The sequence below is a fragment of the Desulfobacterales bacterium genome (assembly GCA_034003325.1).
Classification (GTDB): domain Bacteria; phylum Desulfobacterota; class Desulfobacteria; order Desulfobacterales; family JAFDDL01; genus JAVEYW01.
In genome coordinates this window covers 19,316-37,663 of record JAVEYW010000020.1, presented here as the reverse complement: position 1 = coordinate 37,663, position 18,348 = coordinate 19,316, and the positions used below count along the sequence as shown (strand labels likewise).

18 protein-coding genes are annotated in these 18,348 nt (G+C 51.2%); 6 read left to right on the top strand and 12 right to left on the bottom strand.

Translation table 11 applies throughout. The features are described from left to right. Positions 1-95: 95 nt before the first annotated feature. The 6 genes from tatC to RBT11_17725 form a co-directional block, all read right to left on the bottom strand. On the bottom strand, positions 96-881 hold the full coding sequence (gene tatC, locus RBT11_17750) for a twin-arginine translocase subunit TatC (protein ID MDX9788627.1): 786 nt from the start codon (positions 879-881) through the stop codon (positions 96-98). Further along, on the bottom strand, positions 874-1,206 hold the full coding sequence (locus RBT11_17745) for a twin-arginine translocase TatA/TatE family subunit (GenBank protein ID MDX9788626.1): 333 nt from the start codon (positions 1,204-1,206) through the stop codon (positions 874-876). The genes tatC and RBT11_17745 overlap by 8 nt, the downstream gene beginning before the upstream one ends. A gap of 231 nt (positions 1,207-1,437) precedes the next feature. After that, entirely contained in the window at positions 1,438-2,664 is a 1,227-nt protein-coding gene (locus RBT11_17740; GenBank protein ID MDX9788625.1) for an MltA domain-containing protein, read from the bottom strand. After that, positions 2,661-3,140, bottom strand: coding sequence for a cyclic pyranopterin monophosphate synthase MoaC (gene moaC, locus RBT11_17735; protein MDX9788624.1), 480 nt, complete (start codon positions 3,138-3,140; stop codon positions 2,661-2,663). The genes RBT11_17740 and moaC overlap by 4 nt, the downstream gene beginning before the upstream one ends. A 49-nt stretch (positions 3,141-3,189) precedes the next feature. Continuing rightward, positions 3,190-3,549 (bottom strand): molybdenum cofactor biosynthesis protein MoaE, encoded by a 360-nt coding sequence (locus RBT11_17730; GenBank protein MDX9788623.1) that lies wholly within the window; start codon positions 3,547-3,549, stop codon positions 3,190-3,192. Continuing rightward, positions 3,546-4,232 carry a molybdenum cofactor guanylyltransferase gene (locus tag RBT11_17725; GenBank protein ID MDX9788622.1) on the bottom strand — a complete coding sequence of 229 codons (687 nt, stop codon included), beginning with the start codon at positions 4,230-4,232 and terminating at the stop codon, positions 3,546-3,548. Before RBT11_17725 ends, RBT11_17730 begins: the two co-directional genes overlap by 4 nt. 162 nt (positions 4,233-4,394) lie before the next feature. Here RBT11_17725 and RBT11_17720 point away from each other — a divergent pair, with 162 nt between their 5' ends. The 6 genes from RBT11_17720 (at position 4,395) to RBT11_17695 (ending at position 12,365) form a co-directional block, all read left to right on the top strand. Next, positions 4,395-4,898, top strand: a complete 504-nt coding sequence (locus RBT11_17720) for a MogA/MoaB family molybdenum cofactor biosynthesis protein (GenBank protein MDX9788621.1) — start codon at positions 4,395-4,397, stop codon at positions 4,896-4,898. A 17-nt stretch (positions 4,899-4,915) separates the two neighbouring features. Continuing rightward, positions 4,916-5,854, top strand: coding sequence for an Hsp33 family molecular chaperone HslO (locus tag RBT11_17715; protein ID MDX9788620.1), 939 nt, complete (start codon positions 4,916-4,918; stop codon positions 5,852-5,854). Positions 5,855-5,905: 51 nt separating this feature from the next. Continuing rightward, entirely contained in the window at positions 5,906-6,757 is an 852-nt protein-coding gene (gene amrB, locus RBT11_17710) for an AmmeMemoRadiSam system protein B (protein ID MDX9788619.1), read from the top strand. 269 nt (positions 6,758-7,026) lie between these two features. Continuing rightward, on the top strand, positions 7,027-8,742 hold the full coding sequence (locus tag RBT11_17705; protein ID MDX9788618.1) for a glutamine--tRNA ligase/YqeY domain fusion protein: 1,716 nt from the start codon (positions 7,027-7,029) through the stop codon (positions 8,740-8,742). 278 nt (positions 8,743-9,020) lie between these two features. Beyond that, positions 9,021-10,601: a response regulator gene (locus RBT11_17700; GenBank protein MDX9788617.1), complete on the top strand. Its 1,581-nt coding sequence runs from the start codon at positions 9,021-9,023 to the stop codon at positions 10,599-10,601. 18 nt (positions 10,602-10,619) lie between these two features. Continuing rightward, the gene (locus RBT11_17695; protein ID MDX9788616.1) at positions 10,620-12,365 is read left to right on the top strand and encodes a sigma 54-interacting transcriptional regulator; all 1,746 of its coding nucleotides are present in this window, start codon (positions 10,620-10,622) and stop codon (positions 12,363-12,365) included. Positions 12,366-12,417: 52 nt separating this feature from the next. Here the strand turns inward: RBT11_17695 and RBT11_17690 are convergent, their stop codons facing one another. From RBT11_17690 to RBT11_17665, 6 genes are all read right to left on the bottom strand, one after another. Then, positions 12,418-13,047 carry a PqiC family protein gene (locus RBT11_17690; GenBank protein MDX9788615.1) on the bottom strand — a complete coding sequence of 210 codons (630 nt, stop codon included), beginning with the start codon at positions 13,045-13,047 and terminating at the stop codon, positions 12,418-12,420. Further along, the gene (locus RBT11_17685) at positions 13,044-14,708 is read right to left on the bottom strand and encodes an MlaD family protein (protein MDX9788614.1); all 1,665 of its coding nucleotides are present in this window, start codon (positions 14,706-14,708) and stop codon (positions 13,044-13,046) included. Before RBT11_17685 ends, RBT11_17690 begins: the two co-directional genes overlap by 4 nt. Then, entirely contained in the window at positions 14,705-15,946 is a 1,242-nt protein-coding gene (locus RBT11_17680; protein MDX9788613.1) for a paraquat-inducible protein A, read from the bottom strand. The genes RBT11_17685 and RBT11_17680 overlap by 4 nt, the downstream gene beginning before the upstream one ends. 111 nt (positions 15,947-16,057) lie before the next feature. Next, positions 16,058-16,969 carry a phosphatidylglycerol lysyltransferase domain-containing protein gene (locus RBT11_17675; protein ID MDX9788612.1) on the bottom strand — a complete coding sequence of 304 codons (912 nt, stop codon included), beginning with the start codon at positions 16,967-16,969 and terminating at the stop codon, positions 16,058-16,060. Further along, positions 16,969-17,382 carry a GNAT family N-acetyltransferase gene (locus tag RBT11_17670; protein ID MDX9788611.1) on the bottom strand — a complete coding sequence of 138 codons (414 nt, stop codon included), beginning with the start codon at positions 17,380-17,382 and terminating at the stop codon, positions 16,969-16,971. The genes RBT11_17675 and RBT11_17670 overlap by 1 nt, the downstream gene beginning before the upstream one ends. A 6-nt stretch (positions 17,383-17,388) precedes the next feature. After that, positions 17,389-18,306, bottom strand: a complete 918-nt coding sequence (locus tag RBT11_17665) for a diguanylate cyclase (protein MDX9788610.1) — start codon at positions 18,304-18,306, stop codon at positions 17,389-17,391. Positions 18,307-18,348: the final 42 nt, after the last annotated feature.

Sequence of the window (18,348 nt, the reverse complement as noted above, 5' to 3'; positions counted from 1 at the left end):
GATAATTTTTTGGTTTGTTTTTTTATCTTCTTTTTACAAAAAAAACTATCTATCATTTCTCCTCATGGGTGTCAACGGCAATCATGGCTTTCTTTTTAGGATGATGCATTGGCGTTATCTTCCTCTTCTTCTTCGGCTTTTGGATCCTCATCGGCAGGAGTGGGTTTGTTTTGAAAGATCTTGGCGCCGATAATACTGATTTCATACAGGCCCATCAGAGGGACCGCCATCAGAATCTGCGAAACCACATCCGGCGGGGTGAGAATGGCGGCACCGATGAAAAAAAACAATATGGCGTACTTACGGTTTTTTTTAAGGAAGTCGACGTTTACAACGCCAAGGCGCGACATGAAAGTGATTACCAGCGGCATTTCAAACACGAGGCCAAAAGCCAATAGCATTTTGGAGGAAAAGGACAGGTATTCCCGCATGGAGGGCATTGGCCGAATGGTTTCTGTTGCAAAACTCATAAAAAATTGAAACCCGAAAGGAAAGACGATGAAATAACCGAACAAGGCGCCGCCGAGAAAAAAAAAGGAGGAGAGAAAGACAACGGGAATCAGAAGTTTTCGCTCTTTTTCGTAAAGGCCAGGCGCTACAAACATCCAAAATTGATAGAGGATAACGGGGGTTGCCAAGCCGATACCGGTGAGAAAGGCGACTTTCAGATAGGTGAAAAACGCTTCGGGAAGCCCGGTAAAAATGATTTTATCGCCGGTTTTCATCACGGCAACCAGCGGGCGGGTAAGAATTTCGAAAAGCTTGTCCTTAAAACCGTAAGAAACAACAAAGCCGACCCCGACAGCGATAAAACAGGTGATCAGTCGTTTTCTGAGTTCTTCAAGATGATCAGTGAATGGAATTTTTTCGTCTTCAAGCATTTTGTCCGGTATCCCTGGGCGCCTGTGAAGGGGGAGTGACGTTCGGGTTGTCAGGCTTTTTCCCCGCTTCTGGCGTCGGGTCGGGGCCGTTAACGCTTTTGTTCAAGGGCGCGTTGACCTCTTTGTTAAGGTCTTTAAAGGTGGTTTTGACATTCTCTAAATCGTCCCCCGGGACGATAGAGTCCTTTAAGTCACTGGTGGCCTTACGAAATTCGCCGATGGCACGGCCGAGTGATTTGGCGAGATCCGGAAGTTTTTTGGGGCCGATGATAATCAGCGCTACGGCCATTATCAAAAGCATTTCAGGCATGCCGATGCCGAACATGACGCATCTCCATTGATTGCTATTTAAAGGTGAAACGCAAACCCGCTTTTTTGAAGAGTAATACGTTCTTTAGGGTCAAGAGTCAATAGCAGGGCCAGGTCGGCACAATTAGAACCGCTATCTAAAGCATACGTCCAAACCCGTGGATCTTCGTATTGGAGGGATAATGGTTTTATCCTTAAAGCCTTCCGGCTTCAACGCTTCAAGCTTTTAGCATCCGGTGAAGCCGAATTAAGGCGCATCTGATTTTAATACCAAAAAATAGAGTCGACCGGAATGCTGCATGTGACCGGCGGCAAGCTCCGCATAAGCGCCGTTGCCCCAGAACAAATCCGCTCGGCCAGGGCCGCGAATGGCGCCGCCGGTATCCTGATTCAGAACAAAGCGAGCGCAATCGGTCCATGCGGTTATGGCGCCGGCCCCATCGGTCAGAGGTCTTTTCGTTTGAATAAAGGATAAGGTGGGCATGGGGAAAATCCGCCGGTCAACGGCCAGCGAGCGGCCGGGGGTCAGTTTGACGTCAAGGCATCCAATGGGGCCATCGATCTCTGTTTTAAAAAAAACATAGCTCGGGTTATAGGAAAAAATATCAGATAATTCTTCAGGATGTGCTTTCAGATACGATCGAATCGTCTGCATGGAGATATCGGATTTCGGGATTTTATTTTGTTCAATCAAGAGCTTGCCAATGCTTCGATAGGGCTTTCCGTTGGAAATATGGTAGTGGACATTTAACACTTCGCCGGTGTTGAGATAAATTTTACCGGAGCCTTGAATTTGAAGAAAAAACAGGTCCACCGGATCATCTACCCAGGCAAGCGGGATGGCTATTCCCTCAAGTGATCCGCCTTCGATGGCGGTTCTGTCATCATAAGGGACGATTTTATCGCCGGCAATGCGGCCGATTAGCGTTTTTCCTTTATATTCAGGAGAGAAAAGGGATAAATCGATGGGGATCAGATTTTCCGGACGTGCATAGACGGGGTATTGATATCTCTCGGTTTGCAGACGGCTGCCGCGCAGGTTCGGTTCATAATACCCGGTAAAGAGCACCTCACCGGAGGTATCAGACCCTGCGGCCTCATAAACCCAATAGTTCGCTCGAATGTAGGTGTTCAGATCCGCATGCGGCGGGTTGGATGCAATAAACGCCTTAAAATGAGACAATGCCCGGATCAGCTGATTGCTGGTGAATTGGTCCGGACCAAAGGTGAAGCGTCGATCTTCAGGAATTTTTTTCAGATAGGAAAGGCTCTGATCGATGGCATGACCGATGCCGTCAAAGGCCATATCATCCATAAAATCTGGATAGCGTTCGGAAGGCAGTCTTGTCATCACCGAAGGGGTCAGCGTCGGCGCCTCCGGACGTTGCGGCGGGCAACCCTGAAATAAAAGAATAATCGCCGAAAAAAAGAAGGCGTAGGCAAAGGCCATGCGTTTTTTTGAAAGAGGCATCATTCTGCTTTTCTGAATATACCGCTTTTCCCACCTGTTTTTTCAATTAATTCGATTCGAGAGATGGTCATTGCGCGATCGTAAGACTTGCACATATCGTAGAGGGTCAGAGCGGCCACGCTGACCGCTGTCAGGGCTTCCATTTCAACACCGGTCGGGCCGGTAAGTTTGGCGCTTGCTTCGATAACGATGGCGCAAGAATCCAGGTCCGGAAAAAAATCCACCGCCACATGAGAAAGAAATAAGGGATGGCACATGGGAATCAGATCCGCTGTTTTTTTGGCGGCCATCACACCGGCAATGCGGGCGGTTTCCAGCACGTTGCCTTTTTTCACCTGGTGGTTTTTTATCTTGTCAAAGGTATTGCGTTGCATGGTGACGATTCCGCGCGCCCGCGCCGTGCGCAGCGTATCGGCCTTTGCGGTCACATCCACCATGCGAACACGTCCTTCATCGTCAATATGAGAAAATTCATCCATAACGATTCCGTTTGTCCGTTAGATCCCTTTGAGCAGATCGGCTAAAATCCTATACAAAATATTCGGTTTTGGCGGTCACCGTCGATTTGATGGTATTCAGGGTCGTTTCGAGCGTGGAGAGCACATTTTCCCGAATGTCTCCTGCAACAGCCAGAAACATGACATCCTCGCCCACGGTCAGATCCTTATCCTCATTGATCCAGACCCGAATGTCCATAATGCCGGGCTTTTTCCGGTTTTCCGTCAAAACGGCCGCAAGTTTGTCATGATCGACCCGAATGCGCAGGCCTTTCACGGGCCGCCCGTCTCTTGATGTGCCGCGGACAACACCGTTGTGATACAACACCATGCCGACGTCGGCGTATCTCGGATTGCGTTTTATGCTTTCCATGAGTTCAGTAATATTCATAATGACTCCTTCTTTATTTGCGGAAGCATTTTCAGTGCGTTGGCCAGATCCTCGGGCGTGTTCACGTTGAAAAAGGAAACAAGGGATGCATCCGCTGCCCGAAGCTGATCTTCGCCGATGGGTTTAATTCGCACCTTGTTAAAAAAATTTTGAATTTTCAAAGATTTTTTTAATATTCGGTGTTGGGTGGCTGCAGACGCGCCATGGTCTTGCAAATGGGCCAGCAACATGCGCTCTATCGGCACCATGCATTTTTTGGCATAAGCCGCGCACAACGGCTCAAGCCCCTTTTCTGTCGCCGGTATAAAAATATCCGCTTTCGTATCGATGTTGTCAATAATCACTTTGACCAGCTTCTCCTGTAAAAAAGGGGTATCGCAGGCTGAAACGAAAATATGAGGCGCTGAGGCGTAAAAAAGCGCACTGTAGATGCCGGTCAGCGGACTTTGAATGGGAAATATGTCCGTGACGATGGTTACATCCCACTGTGAAAAGAGCAAGGGGGTATTGGTGACGATGATAATTTCCTCGAATAGATCCCGGAACAAGCGAAGCGTGTTTTCGATGATGTTGTTTTTCCCGACGGTCGCCAGTGCTTTGTTCTCGCCGTTAAACCGCAGGTTTAATCCGCCGGCGAGAATAACCCCCGCGCATGAGGGCTTGTAGAATTCGTTTGATGTCATAATGTCCGCTTTTTTCCCGCGTCTGCGCCGTTGCCGGCTGATGCTCGAGATGGTTGCAAGGGCCGGCAGATTTTGATAGGAAATTAAAAGTCCATCCGTACCTGTTCGAATCAATAGGCAAAAACGTATCTCAAAATCAAGGCAATTCACACAGAAGCTCTCATGGGAACCAAACAGCATAAACATACGGCGCCCGATCGCGTGTCGGTCGGCATCATCACGGTATCCACTTCCCGGACTCCGGCCGAGGATAAAAGCGGGCAGTGGCTGCGCAAGCAGGCCGGCAAAGAAGGGCACACGGTGGTGCATGCCACGGTGATTCCGGATGATATGGCGCTGATTCGCGACACGCTGCTGGCGCTAATTCGGGATTTTTCACCGGATATCATTCTGGTGACGGGCGGCACGGGCATCAGCGCAAAGGATGTCACCATTGAGGCGGTAACACCTTTATTTACCAAGGAATTAACCGCGTTCGGGGTGCTCTTCGCACAGCTTAGTTATGAGGAGATCGACTCGGCGGCGATTTTGTCCAGAGCCACGGCCGGTGTGATTTATCATAGCGTTGTTTTCTGCCTGCCGGGCAGCCTCAAAGCATGCAAACTCGCATGCAACGCACTCATCTTTCCTGAGGCGGGGCATTTGGTGCGCCATATTCGGGAATAGGATATTATTCACCACCCATGATAAAAAAATCAATGAATGGCGAGGGGTTAAAGGCGCGGCTGCAGGCTGCGGCCAAAGATCGATTGTATCACTTCACCCTGGCGGATGAGACGATTCGGGGGGTGATGATTCACGGCACCCGAATGATTCATGAGATGCGCGCCAACCATGAATTGGGAATTTTGGAAACCCTGGTGTTGGGTCATGCTTACCTGGGCGCGGGGTTAATGGCAAGCTCACTTAAGGGGAATGACCGCCTGGCGTTGCAGATTGAATGCGCCGGCCCGGTAAAAGGGCTTACGGTGGAGGCCAATGCGTTCGGAGAGGTGCGAGGATACCTGAAAAATAAATCCATTCCGGTCAGTTCCCCGCTGGAAGATTTTAATTTGGCCCCTTTTTTCGGTCCCGGCTTTTTGACCGTAACCCGGTATTTGGAAGACGCCAAGCAACCTTTTTCCGGCAAGGTGATCCTTCAATATGGGAACATCGGACAGGATCTGGCGCATTATTATTTGACTTCGGAGCAAATTCCCACTGCCGTGCACCTGAGCATTTATTTTGATCACGATGGCCGTGTTCAGGGAGCCGGCGGACTTTTGGTTCAAGCCATGCCGGGGGCCGATGCCGGGCAAGTGGCCGATATCGAGCATAAGATGGCGCTGTTGTTGTCTCTTGGCACCTCCTTTTCAAACGGTGTGGAACCGTCGACCATTATCAACGAGTTGTTTTCGGCGCATCAGCCGCGGGTGATTGCCACCCGCCGGATTGAATTCATGTGTCATTGCAATGAGTCCCGGGTGCGACGGGTGTTAGCAATGCTTCCAAAGGCGGATTTGGCGGATCTTCTCGATCATGGTCCGTTTCCGGTTGAAATGAAATGCCATTATTGCAACACGGCCTATCTTTTTGACAGGGCGGTGATCGCCGGGATTTATGACACCGTTTTAAATACTTAACCACATTACCACGGCTTTGGGGAAGATCATTCTACCCGTAGGAGGTGAAGCATGGGCGCGCGAAAAGCCATGTTTGCCGGCAGTTGGTATCCGGCGGGAAAAAGTGCGTGTGAGCTGGAGATAGAAGCATTTCTTCAGGAAGGCAAGGGATGGCAGGTGCCGAACCGGTCCTATGTGGGCGGCATCGTCCCCCATGCGGGCTGGTATTATTCCGGGGCGATTGCCTGCAATGTGATCCATCACCTCGTGGAGGCGCAAGCGCCGGATGTGCTTTTGATATTCGGAATGCATTTACCGGCCGGAGCCCCGAATTATATCATGACGGCGGGCAGTTGGGAGACACCGTTCGGTGCGCTTTCCATTCACTCGGAAATTGCCGAAGCGCTTACGCGTGCTTACCCTTTCAAGATTGAAACCGCCAGAGAGTTTACGCCGGATAATACGATCGAGCTGCAACTTCCCTTTGTGAAATATTTTTTCAGGGATGTTGCCATCGTTCCCATGGGACTGCCGCCGGATGCGCTTTCTTTAGAGATCGGGGAAAAGGCAGTGGCGATTGCCATGGAGATGGGGTTGAAAGTCAAAGTAATCGGTTCCACGGATCTGACCCATTACGGCGCCAATTACGGATTTATGCCCAAAGGTTCGGGAAGCGCCGCCGTGGACTGGGTCAAAAATGAAAATGATCGCTCGGTCATCGATGCCATGCGGCAGCTCTCACCGACGCAGGTGCTGCGGGTGGCCTTTGATCACCATAATGCCTGCTGCGCGGGGGCTGCGGCGACGGCCATTGCAGCGGCCAATGTTCTGGGTGCAGGTCCCGCCGAACTGGTGGCCTATGCCACCAGCTATGATAAAAGCCCCGGCGATTCCCTCGTGGGCTATGTGGGCATGGTATTCTAATCCGGCAAAGCCGGATGCTGGAATGCTGGAATGCTGGAATGCATAAAAGCCATCTTTTACCTTCGGCGAATATACACGCAAAAGCGTGCATGTTTCTGGTAAAGGGCCTAACGTCGTTCGGCAGGTTTGATTTTTCTGGGCATTGATGCTACTGAAGGCGACTTTATCGAAAACGGAAAACAGTGGGTGCCCGCTATATAAACGATATGCTATCTGCTTGGATGGCTTTGGTTTCCTAAATATTAACATGTGAGCGTAAACAGATTGCCATGACACCTGAAAAACTAAGTGATTCCAACGAGCAGGCATCGCCGCCGAATTTTATCAAGACCATTATCGAAGAGGATCTTCGGCGCGGTAAGAATAACGGCCGGGTAGCGACCCGATTTCCACCGGAACCCAATGGATATCTGCATATCGGGCATGCCAAATCGATTTGTCTCAATTTCGGCTTGGCCGCGGCCTATGGCGGAACCTGCAATTTTCGGTTTGACGATACCAACCCCACCAAGGAGGAGGTGGAATATGTGTCCTCCATTCAGGACGATGTCCGGTGGCTCGGGTTTGATTGGCAGAATCGGCTTTATTACGCCTCGGATTATTTTGACCGCTTTTATGCGTATGCCGTGGAATTGATTAAACGCGGCAAGGCGTATGTGTGCAGCCTCAATGCCGACGAGATTCGCGAATATCGCGGGACGCTGACCGAACCGGGCAAGAACAGCCCCTATCGAAATCGATCGGAGGCGGAAAACCTGGATCTGTTCGAGCGCATGCGCGCGGGAGAGTTTGAAGCGGGCACCCATGTCCTCAGGGCTAAAATCGATATGGCCTCCGGCAACGTCAACATGCGTGATCCGGTGCTGTACCGCATCATCAAGGCCGATCATCATCGTACCGGCAATGCGTGGTGCATTTATCCCATGTATGATTATGCGCATTGCATCAGCGATGCCATTGAGAACATCACCCATTCCATTTGCACGCTCGAATTTGAAGACCACCGGCCCCTGTATGATTGGGTGCTGGACAACCTGCCGGTGGATTGCCATCCCCGGCAGATCGAGTTTGCCCGTCTGAATTTGAGTTATACGGTGCTCAGCAAGCGAAAGCTCATTCAACTGGTTGCCGCCGGCCTGGTCAACGGGTGGGATGATCCCAGAATGCCGACCATTTCAGGCCTGCGTCGCCGGGGCGTTACCCCGGCTGCGATTCGCGGTTTTTGCGAGAAAATCGGCGTGGCCAAGCGGGACTCGATGGTGGATGTCGCCCTGCTGGAACATACGATTCGAGAAGATCTGAACCGGACGGCCCCGCGCGTATTGGCGGTGTTAAACCCTCTGCGTGTGGTGATTGACAATTATCCGGAAGATTTGGTGGAGGCGCTCGAGGGTGCGTATCATCCGGAAGATGACTCTTTGGGCACCCGAAAACTTCCCTTTTCAAAGGTGCTCTATATTGAACGGGATGATTTTATGGAGAATCCGCCCAAAAAATTTTTCCGTCTCGCGCCGGGCAGCGAGGTGCGGCTTCGCTATGCCTATTATGTGACCTGCAAAAGCGTGGTAAAGGATCATGCCACCGGCGAAATCACCGAGATTCATTGCACCTATGACCCGGAAACAAAGGGGGGATGGTCCAAGGACGGTCGCAAAGTAAAAGGCACGCTGCACTGGGTGTCGGCCGACCATGCGGTTACGGCGGAAGTGCGGCTTTACGATCGGCTCTTTACGGTGGAAGATCCGGCGGCTGAAAAAAAGGGCAACGCTTTTACCGACGTTTTAAATCCCGAATCCATCAACATTCTGCCGTCGTGTTTTGTGGAGCCGAGCCTGGCCAACGCCGCGCCGGAGAGCCGGTACCAATTTGAACGGCTGGGGTATTTCTGCGTGGATGCAAAGGATTCAAGGCCCGAGCGTCTGGTTTTTAATCGAACCGTCACTTTGCGTGATTCCTGGGCGAAAATTACCCGGCAAAAAAAATGAGCAAAAACCTTCTTCCCAATCCGGCAAAGCCGGAAGCTGGGCGGCTGGGCTGCTTGACGGCAACAACCTTCTCCGGTTGTGCACGCTGTTTCGTGCATGTTTCTGATAAAAGGTTTTAATGTCAATGTCCTGTTAAATCGGCATCGACTTGCGTTAAGCCTTTTCTTGGCACAGGGCGGCGTTGACTTTTGTTAATGGATTTAGAATAGTGAAAACATGCCCCTCTAAACGCGGCGAACGGTAATCAGTAAAACCCTCAACCTTTGTCGGGTGAATTCATGACGACTTCCGCTCCCCCATGGACCATTCTGGCCATTGACGATGAAGAAGATGTCCGGGATGTGATTCAGCTGGCCTTGGAAGATGCGGGTTACAAGGTATTCACCGCTCCGGAAGGAAAGAGCGGCCTGCGGCTTTGCGAAGAAATTTTTCCCCAAATCGTCATTACGGACGTCCGCATGCCGGGAATGAACGGGCTCGAGGTGCTGGAAGCCATCAAAACGCGCTACCCGGATATTGAGGTGATCGTCGCCACGGCGTTCGGTGAAATGGAACTGGCCATTCGAGCGCTTCAGTTGGATGCCTCTGATTTTATTCATAAGCCCATTCATATAATGGCCCTTCATACAGCGCTCAACCGGGCGAAACATCGATACACCACGCGCAAGGAATTGGCTGATTATACGGCATGGCTGGAAAAGGAAACCGCCGAAACCAGCCAGGAGTTGATCCGGACCTTTCAATTTCAAAAAAACCTGATTGAAAGCTCCATGGACGGCATTTTGGGCTGTGACGCGGTGGATCGCATCGTCACCTTTAACCGAAGCTTGGCCGTGATGCTTGCCTATGCCAAAACCGAAGTGATCGGCAAAATGACGTTGGCGGATTTTTTCCCCATAGGCGGCGCGGATGCATTGTGGAAAGAACTTTCAGGAGAAAAATACGGGGGCCCAGGCAGGCTCTATCTTTATGAAACAGAAATTCGAGCCAAAAGTGGCCATCTGATTCCCGTTCAGGTGTCGGCTTCCCTGCTGCGCGAAGCAGGCCAAAGGGCTGGCGCAGTCTATTTTTTCAGGGATCTGCGGGAAATTCGGCGTTTGGAACAGGAAATGGCGGATCAGGTTCGGGTTCTTCATCAGGATAAGATGATGTCCCTAGGGCGGTTGGCGGCCAGTGTGGTTCACGAAATCAACAACCCCTTATCAGGTATTTTAAACTATCTGGGTCTCATGAGCCGGTTGTTGGGCCAAAAGGAACTTACCCCTTCCCTGGTCGATAAGTTCCGTGGCTATCTTGAGATCGTGGAAAAGGAAACCGGTCGGTGTGCTCAGATTATTTCAGGTCTTCTTAGCTTTTCAAGAAAGTCTTCGCCGGTTTTTGCGCCGGTGCCGGTTTCGGACTTGATGGACCGGTGCATTCTTTTAAGCCGACATAAACTGGAATTGGCGAATATAGTGCTAACCTATGATGTGGCGCCGGATATTCCGCCGGTGCTGGGTGATTTTAACCAGTTGCAGCAATGTATCATCAATCTCATATTCAATGCGGCGGACGTTATGCCTCGGGGTGGTACCCTGACCCTGGGGGCACGCTATGATGCGGCCGCACACCAGGTCACCTTTCTGGTGAAAGACACCGGCCCGGGCATTTCGCCTAAGGATCTTCCTCATATATTCGAGCCCTTTTACACCACGAAAAGCGAAGGCCACGGCGTGGGACTTGGCCTTTCCACGGTCTTCGGCATTGCGGAGCGGCACAAAGGGTCCATTTGCGCGGAAAGCCGGCCGGGAGAAGGCGCCACCTTTTTTCTGACGTTGCCCTGTGCGGCGCCTTTGCCGGCAAATGCGCCGGCGGGCTGATTGACAAAAGGCGGAATCATGGGCGATCAAAAGCGGCCGGTTCGGGACGACAACAGCATCCGTTGCAGCCAGTGGATTGACCTCTTGGATGAACTGAACATCGGGGCCTTCACCGTGAACACCCAACTGCGGGTTTCCCGCATCAACTATGCGGCCCTGGCCCTTATCGGCCAGAAGGAAAAAGAGGTGCTGGGCCGGGACTGCCGCGAGGTGTTCGTGGGCGTGCCGTGTATGGTAAAATGCCTGCTTCGAAAACCGGACGCCGCCACCAAAAGAAAAACCGTTCGCGAACCCGATGTTTGCGTCAGAGATGAGGCGGATCACGAACATCTGTTGACGCGCATGGCCACCCCTATCTACGATGAGCAGCAAAATATCGTTGGATGTCTAACCATTTTGCAGGATCACTCTCCCATCGCCGATCTGATTGATCGAATACACTATGAAGAGCGCAGCATGAAAATCATTTTGGACAGTCTCGATGTCGGTATTTTTACCGTGAATCTGGATGGGTACATTACCTTTTTCAACAAGGAGGCGGAAAAACTTTCGGGCTTTCTTCGGGAAGAAGTCTTGGGAACACATTACACAGCCCTATTTAAAGACGAAAAAGCCCGGCAACCGGCAGTGATGATGACCTCTGCTTTTCGGGAACGCGCTTTGGTCCGTCATCGCGTTTCATTGTCCACTCGGGACGGGGGCTGGCTTCCGGTTCGAACCCACACCATGGCCCTGAAAAACGAAAAGGGCAACATCATGGGAGGCTTGGCGACGCTTCATGACCTGACCCTTTCGCAACAGCTTAAGCAAGCCATCAGCGACCGATATACCTTTCACGATATGATCGGCAAGGATCCGGGCATGCTCAAGATTTTTGAAAAAGTGAGCGTGGTGGCTGAAACCGACGCCACGGTGCTGATCGAGGGAAATACCGGCACGGGCAAGGACCTTCTGGCCAAGGTGATTCATTCGGCCAGCCGCCGTTCGCGCGGTCCGTTTGTAAAGGTCAACTGCGCGGCCATTCCGGAAAATTTGCTGGAATCGGAACTCTTCGGTTATGTGCAGGGGGCGTTTACCGGTGCGGTCAAAGATAAACCGGGCCGCTTTAACGAAGCCGATACGGGTACCATTTATCTGGACGAAATCGGCGATTTGCCCCTGCCGCTTCAGGCCAAGCTGCTTCGGGTTTTAGAAGAGCGGGAATTTTACCCACTGGGCGCTCGCCACACGCAAAAGGTCAGCGTTCGCATTATCGCCGCTACCAACCGAGGGCTGAATCATTTGGTGGAACAACATCTTTTTCGCCGGGATCTTTATTACCGGCTCAATATTTTCCGTTTTCTGCTTCCGGACTTGAAAAACCGTCGCGCGGATATCCCTCTGCTAATTCCGTATATTCTGCGGCGCCTGGGTGCCGTCCATGACGAGCGACGGGTGAGCTTGTCCGAGCAAACCCTTCAGATTTTGCTGAACGCCGACTATCCGGGAAATGTTCGGGAATTGGAAAACGTTCTGGAGCACGCGATGGTCATTTGCCCGGAGAACTTGATTCAGCCGCGGCATTTACCGGAATATCTACAGGATCGCCGAACCTCCGAAAAAAGACCGGCATCAACCACAGCCATGCCTCAATCCCCGGAACGGGATAGGATTCATGACACTTTGCGACAGCATCGGGGGCATCGGGAAAAAACAGCGCAAGCCTTGGGAATATCCCGAATCACCCTGTGGCGGCGGATGAAACAGCATGGGCTTGATGCGTGAGGTTCCGCCGTGGAGCTATTTGTTTTTTGCAGCTTATCCGCGGTAGGCGATCTTAACGCCGAATTTCCTGGACCGCCATGGCAATCTCCCCGCTCAAAGCGGACAACGCCCGGCTTTGGGTGGCGACATAGCCGGCATAATCCGTGCCCTGAACCGATAGGTTCAACGCACTGCGCTTTCCGGCAAGTGTTTTCTTTTCCGAGAGATTGAAAATGGCCCAGGAGACATCCAAAAAAACGGACTCCCCCGGGTGACCGTCAAACTGGTGAATAGTCAATATGATCCGGTAATCGGGCTCGGGAAGATTGCGCCAGGGAAACGAATAGATTCGATAGTTGCCTAATAGACGGGCCAGGTTCGCCACGATCGTTTCCGTTATCTCTTTTTTCAAGGACCCCCCCCACCGGTGAAACTCGGCCACCTCAACACGGTTGGCGCCGGTTCGGGTTACGATCTGAGATCGGTCCAGAATCTCAGGGATTTCCACGGGTCCCACGCCGATGGAAAAATCCCCCTTATAATCCCGTTTCGCATCATTTGTTATCGCTGGTATCGCGGGCCGATCACTTAACACATAATACTGGACCGGCGGGGTTTTGCCGAGGCAGCCCACCCCCAAAAAAACAAGTGACAACACTACAAACCGGCCAATTACAACCGCCCATTTCTCAAATCGCATCATTCAACCCCTTTGCCCCGAATCAAGGATTCCGGATGCCGTTCCAGGAAATCCGCCAGACTACGAATGGACCGCGAGGCTTCCGCTAGTTCGGTCATGGCGCGCTCCGCCTCGATGATTAAAAAAGAATCATCACCAGATAGTTGTTTAACAGTATCCAAGGTGGACTGAAGCTTCTCCAACGTAGCCAAAACACCGGGAGCCACGTCCTTGTTCATTGAACCGACCAACAGCCGTGCTTCCTGCAAGGTTAAACTTAAGGCCGTTATCGCATCAGCCAACTCATTAGAATTCATCAATCGCCGGGCCCCCCGCATAGCTTCCTGCAGGTCGCCGCCGATTTGATCGATCGGCAGATTGTTTAATTTGGTTATAAATTGGCTCAGATTGGCGGTAATCTCCTCCATGGTGGATGGCGTGGAAGGGATCACCGGGTACTTGCCTACATGCCTCACTTTGACTGCCGGCTCATTCGGGTACAGGTTAAGATCCACAAAAAGTTGACCGGTCAACAGGTTTGAGGATTTCAGCTGCGCCCGCAGCCCTTTTTTTATCAGCGCTTCAACTGGCGCGCCATTTTTAGACTGACCACTCTTCTTGCCGATAACGGTGACCCGTTCCGGCTCCGTTTCAATCAGCACCGGAATTGTAAATGATTTAAGCTCCGGGTGATATTCAAGCTTAATGTCGATCACCTGCCCGATCTGAATGCCCCTGAATTCCACCGGCGCGCCCACCTGCAAGCCCCGAACCGGGCCGTCAAAATAAAGGAGCGATCGATCGCGAATCGTATATTGCTTTTCAAAAGCGATTTTTTTGTTTGAAAATAACCGGAAACTGTCTTTTTCCCCCGCAGCCCCCCCCGAGTCGATATCCGGCGGTGTGTCAAAGGCTACGCCGCCGATCAGCATGGAAACGAATGATTCCGTACCCACATGAAGACCTTTGGCGTCCAGCGACACATCCAGACCGCTGGCATTCCAAAACCGCGTGTTTTTTTGGACTTTTTCATGATACGGCGCTTCGATGAAAATTTGAACATCAAGCAAACGCCCTTTCTTTTCAAGGACATATCCTTCGACCATGCCGACCTTTATCCTCCGGTGGTACACCGGCGAGCCGACATCCAGAGAGCCCAGCTCCTCGGCTTTTAAAATAAAATGTCCCCCCGGTTGCGTCAGGGTCAACACCGGCGGTATTTCCAGTCCTTTGAACTGAAGCGCAGTTTCGCCTTTTCTTCCCGGCGCCATGCCGATATACGCGCCTGAAAAGAGCGTGCTCAGCCCCGAAACTTCGCCTGCCGTTACGCGGGCTTTTACCACCCAGAACCGGGTATCCGTAGTCAAATATTTTTTGACGTCTCTGACAAGCTCTGCCGTTACCATCACATGGTTCAACGCTTCATCCAGATTGATCTGTTTGACCAGGCCGACCTCCACGTCCTTGTATTTGATCTTGGTTTTTTCGGCTTCAAGACCTTCAGCGCTTTCAAAAACAATGGTAATGACGGGCCCTTTTTCGGTCACGGCCTTGAATATCAGCCACCCGCCAATTATTGCAGCCACCAGCGGCACCAGCCAAACAATCGAAAAGCCTCGTTTTATTCGAACGTCGGCTTCAACGGCACCACTTTCGAAGGCATCCTCTTGAATCTCTTCCATCATTTTATCTTCTCCAGATTATCCCAGATCAGCCTCGGATCAAAGCTCATTGCGGCAAACATGGTCAGAATCACAACCCCGCAAAAATATCCGGCTGCAGGCCCGGCTTCGATATTGGCAAGCATGCCCAAATGTACCAGCGCCACCAAAATCGTCACAACATAAATATCCACCATGGACCAGCGGCCGACAAGCTCCGTGATCCGGTACAGTCGGGTACGATCCACCGGCCGCCAGTTCGATCTTGTTTGAACGGATATGAGCAGAAAAACAAGCCCAACCAGTTTCAGAATCGGAACCACCACGCTGGCCACAAAAATAACCAGTGCAATCGGCCACATGCCCGTTTTGATAAAATACAGCACGCCACTGAGAATCGTATCGGCCTGAACCTGCCCGAAAGAGGTTACGATCGTAATGGGCATCATATTGGCCGGGAAATAAAAAATGAAGGCTGCCAGCAACAACGCCCAAACCCGCGCGATGCTGTTGAGTTTGCGCCGATGCAGTGTGGCGCCGCATCGCGGGCACACTACCGGCAACGCGTGCGACCGGGGAATCCGGCACAACAATTGGCAGCTATGGCAATTGGCAAATTGATCCAATTCATATCGTTTCCGGCCTTCTGCAATTGCGGACGGAAATTGAATTTTCTCCCAAACCTGATGCGGATCCAGGACCGCCATGGACGCAGCCAAGATAAAAATAAGGGCCATAAAGGCATAGGCGGCAATTCCTGGCAAAATCTCCGCCATTTTAGACAGCTTGACGATTGATACCAAAATGCCGAGCATGAACACCTCCATCATGCTCCAGGGTTGCAACTCTTGAAGATACCGGAAAAACGGCGTGAACTTCCAGGGCAGTTTATTAAATCTCAACGGAATCAAAACGTAGAGCAGCCCCATCAGTTGCACGGCAGGCACGATAATGGTGGTCAACAGGACAACCGACCCCAGAAACCACATGCCTTGAGAAAAAAGTGCCCTTACACCGGAAATAAGCGTGGTGTGTATGGTCTGAGCCTGAAGTTCAAGCCCGAGAAAAGGAAAGGCGTTTGCAAGGATAAACAGGATGACCCCTGTCACTGCCAGCGCCAGGGTTCGCTCCAGACTATTGTGCTTATGCCGGCGCAGCACAGCACCACATCGAGCGCATCTTGCAACGCCTTCGACGGGCAGTTCAACGATTTGGTTCATCAAATCGCAATCGTGACATCTAATAAGATAGGGGTGGTCCATAATTGTCGAAAATGGTAAAAGACGAAGAAACCTTATTTTACCGGGTTAGGGTTGTGTTGACGCGGAATGTATCATGAATTGGTCAAAAAGTCTAAAAACCGAGATCCCGATTTACCGAACCGTTAGTTTGTAGGATTTCATCATGTTGACGGGATAATACGATTTTTTGGCTTGGGTGAGGCCGGGCAATTCCATATCGCTTTCCTTGTTGATAAACGGATAGCCTTTAAACAGATGTCGCGCACATTCCCGGTCAAGGTATTGGTATAGTCCCTTGATGTGGGTGAAGGCTTTTTCATAATGAAGAACGCCCATGGTGTCGGTGAGTCGGGTGGCGATGCCCAACGCGGAGACCTCCCCGTCGATACGGATCAACAAGGAATCAAGCGCCAGCATGTGAATGTTTTCAATGGAACACTTGACGGCCTGTCTTTCGCAAACCAGATCTTCATTCGTTTCGATTCCGCATGGATAAGCATCGCACCAGTTGTCAATAAACTCGATACATGCCGCTGCGTTTGCCGGGCCAATCGGCTCTATTTGAACACGATTCTTGTCAAGGTAAGTCCGCTCAAACTGATTGATAAGATTTCGCTTTTTGGAGTAGCGATTGCCTTTAAGCCGGGCCAGATCTTCCGTTTTATAGATATAATTGGCATGGCCGGGCTGTTCGGTAATGTCAAAATATACCGCTGTTTCCTGCCAACCGTGTTTTTGAATATAATGCGCCGGTACGAACCAAAAGGCGTCCCGGTCCAGGGTGAGCGCGAGATCCTGCAGGTCCCGCGGACAAAACTCACGGACAGGCGAAAGGGGCAACAGAAGATGGCGGCAATCGGTATGAATGGCGAATTCGGCGCAGATCACCAGCGTGTCCCGGTTGATATACGCTAAGGGCTGAAAATCTTCGTCTATCCAAGGTAGAATGGCGGTGAGCGTGTATTCGCACAATTCATTGGCCTGGTGCTTAAAAAAAGGGGAAAGCAGGGGATAATCCGATAACGTCAGTAATTTTAAATTCATTATATCTTCAACCGCATGGGAATCGCATCGGGCATTTCGAAAAAGCCGATCCGTTGGTAAAAGGGATGTGAGTGTCGCTCCGCGATCAGCCCCACCCAGGTTAAACCGTCTTTTTTGAGGCGCTCGGCGATTTTTGTAACGATCCGGGAACCGATACCTAATTTTTTGAAATCCGGCCGGACCGTGACATCCTGAATATAGGCATCGCTCACCCCGTCGCTGATGGCCCGGCCCATACCGATGATGTCTCCCTTTGCTTCGGCGACCAGAAAGCAATGGCTTCCGGCAATAAGGCGTAATAATAATTTCGGCGCTTCAGGGTCGGGCCGCCACCAACCGGCCGCTTCATACAGCGACAGAATCTGTGCGGCCTGTGTTGGGGTTGGATGCGTCAGGAATAAGAAGGTTGTCATGAAAAATTATACGGATGAATCACTATAATAAAGGCAGGAAACCCGGTTTCGGCCGTTATTCTTGGACTGGTACATGGCTTTGTCGGACCGGTGAATAAAGGCGGTGATTTCCTCGTTTCTACAATATTCAGTGACACCGATGCTGACGGTAATCTTTTCTTTTTTATCGGGTTCCGGCGTGAAGACTTGGTTTGCAATAGTGGTTCGAATACGATGCGCCACGATTTCAGCCTCCTTGCCGCTGGTATCGGGCAAAATGACCGTAAACTCCTCGCCACCGTAGCGATATGCCGAATCCATCTTTCTAAGGCAGCTTTTTATCGCGCGCCCCAGAAAATGCAGGACCTTGTTGCCTTCCAGGTGGCCATAAGCGTCGTTATAGACCTTAAAATGGTCGATATCCATCAATAACAAGGCCAACGGGTGGCCGTACCGGTTCGAGCGGTCTACTTCCAATTCGATTTGGGTATAAAAATGCCGGGAGTTATATAGTTTCGTCAGTGCGTCCGTGATGGCGAGCTTCTGCAATCGCCGAAGCATGTGAATGCGCTCCTTGGTGAGCTGGCGCTCGTTTAACACGCGCTTGATGCGCAACAACAGCTCTTCATAACGCACCGGTTTAAAAACGAAGTCACTGGCGCCTTTGTTGATCGCCTCCTCGTAGGAATACTCCTCGCTGTATCCCGTCATGACCAAAACATCCGCGTCGTAATCTCTTTTAACCAGATCGGTCAGTTCGAGCCCGTTTAACCCGGGAAGCATGATATCGGTAATCAGGATATGCACCGGCTTTTTTTTCAGGAATTCGAGTGCCTCTTCCGCATTATTGGCCGTAAAGGCTTCATAACCTGCCATCTCGATAAACTGCTGCATGGAGTCACTGATGCCGAGATCATCATCTACTATGAGGATGCGGGCTTTCATTTTTAATTGTTCGATCCTTGGTAATCGGTTATGTTAGATCCG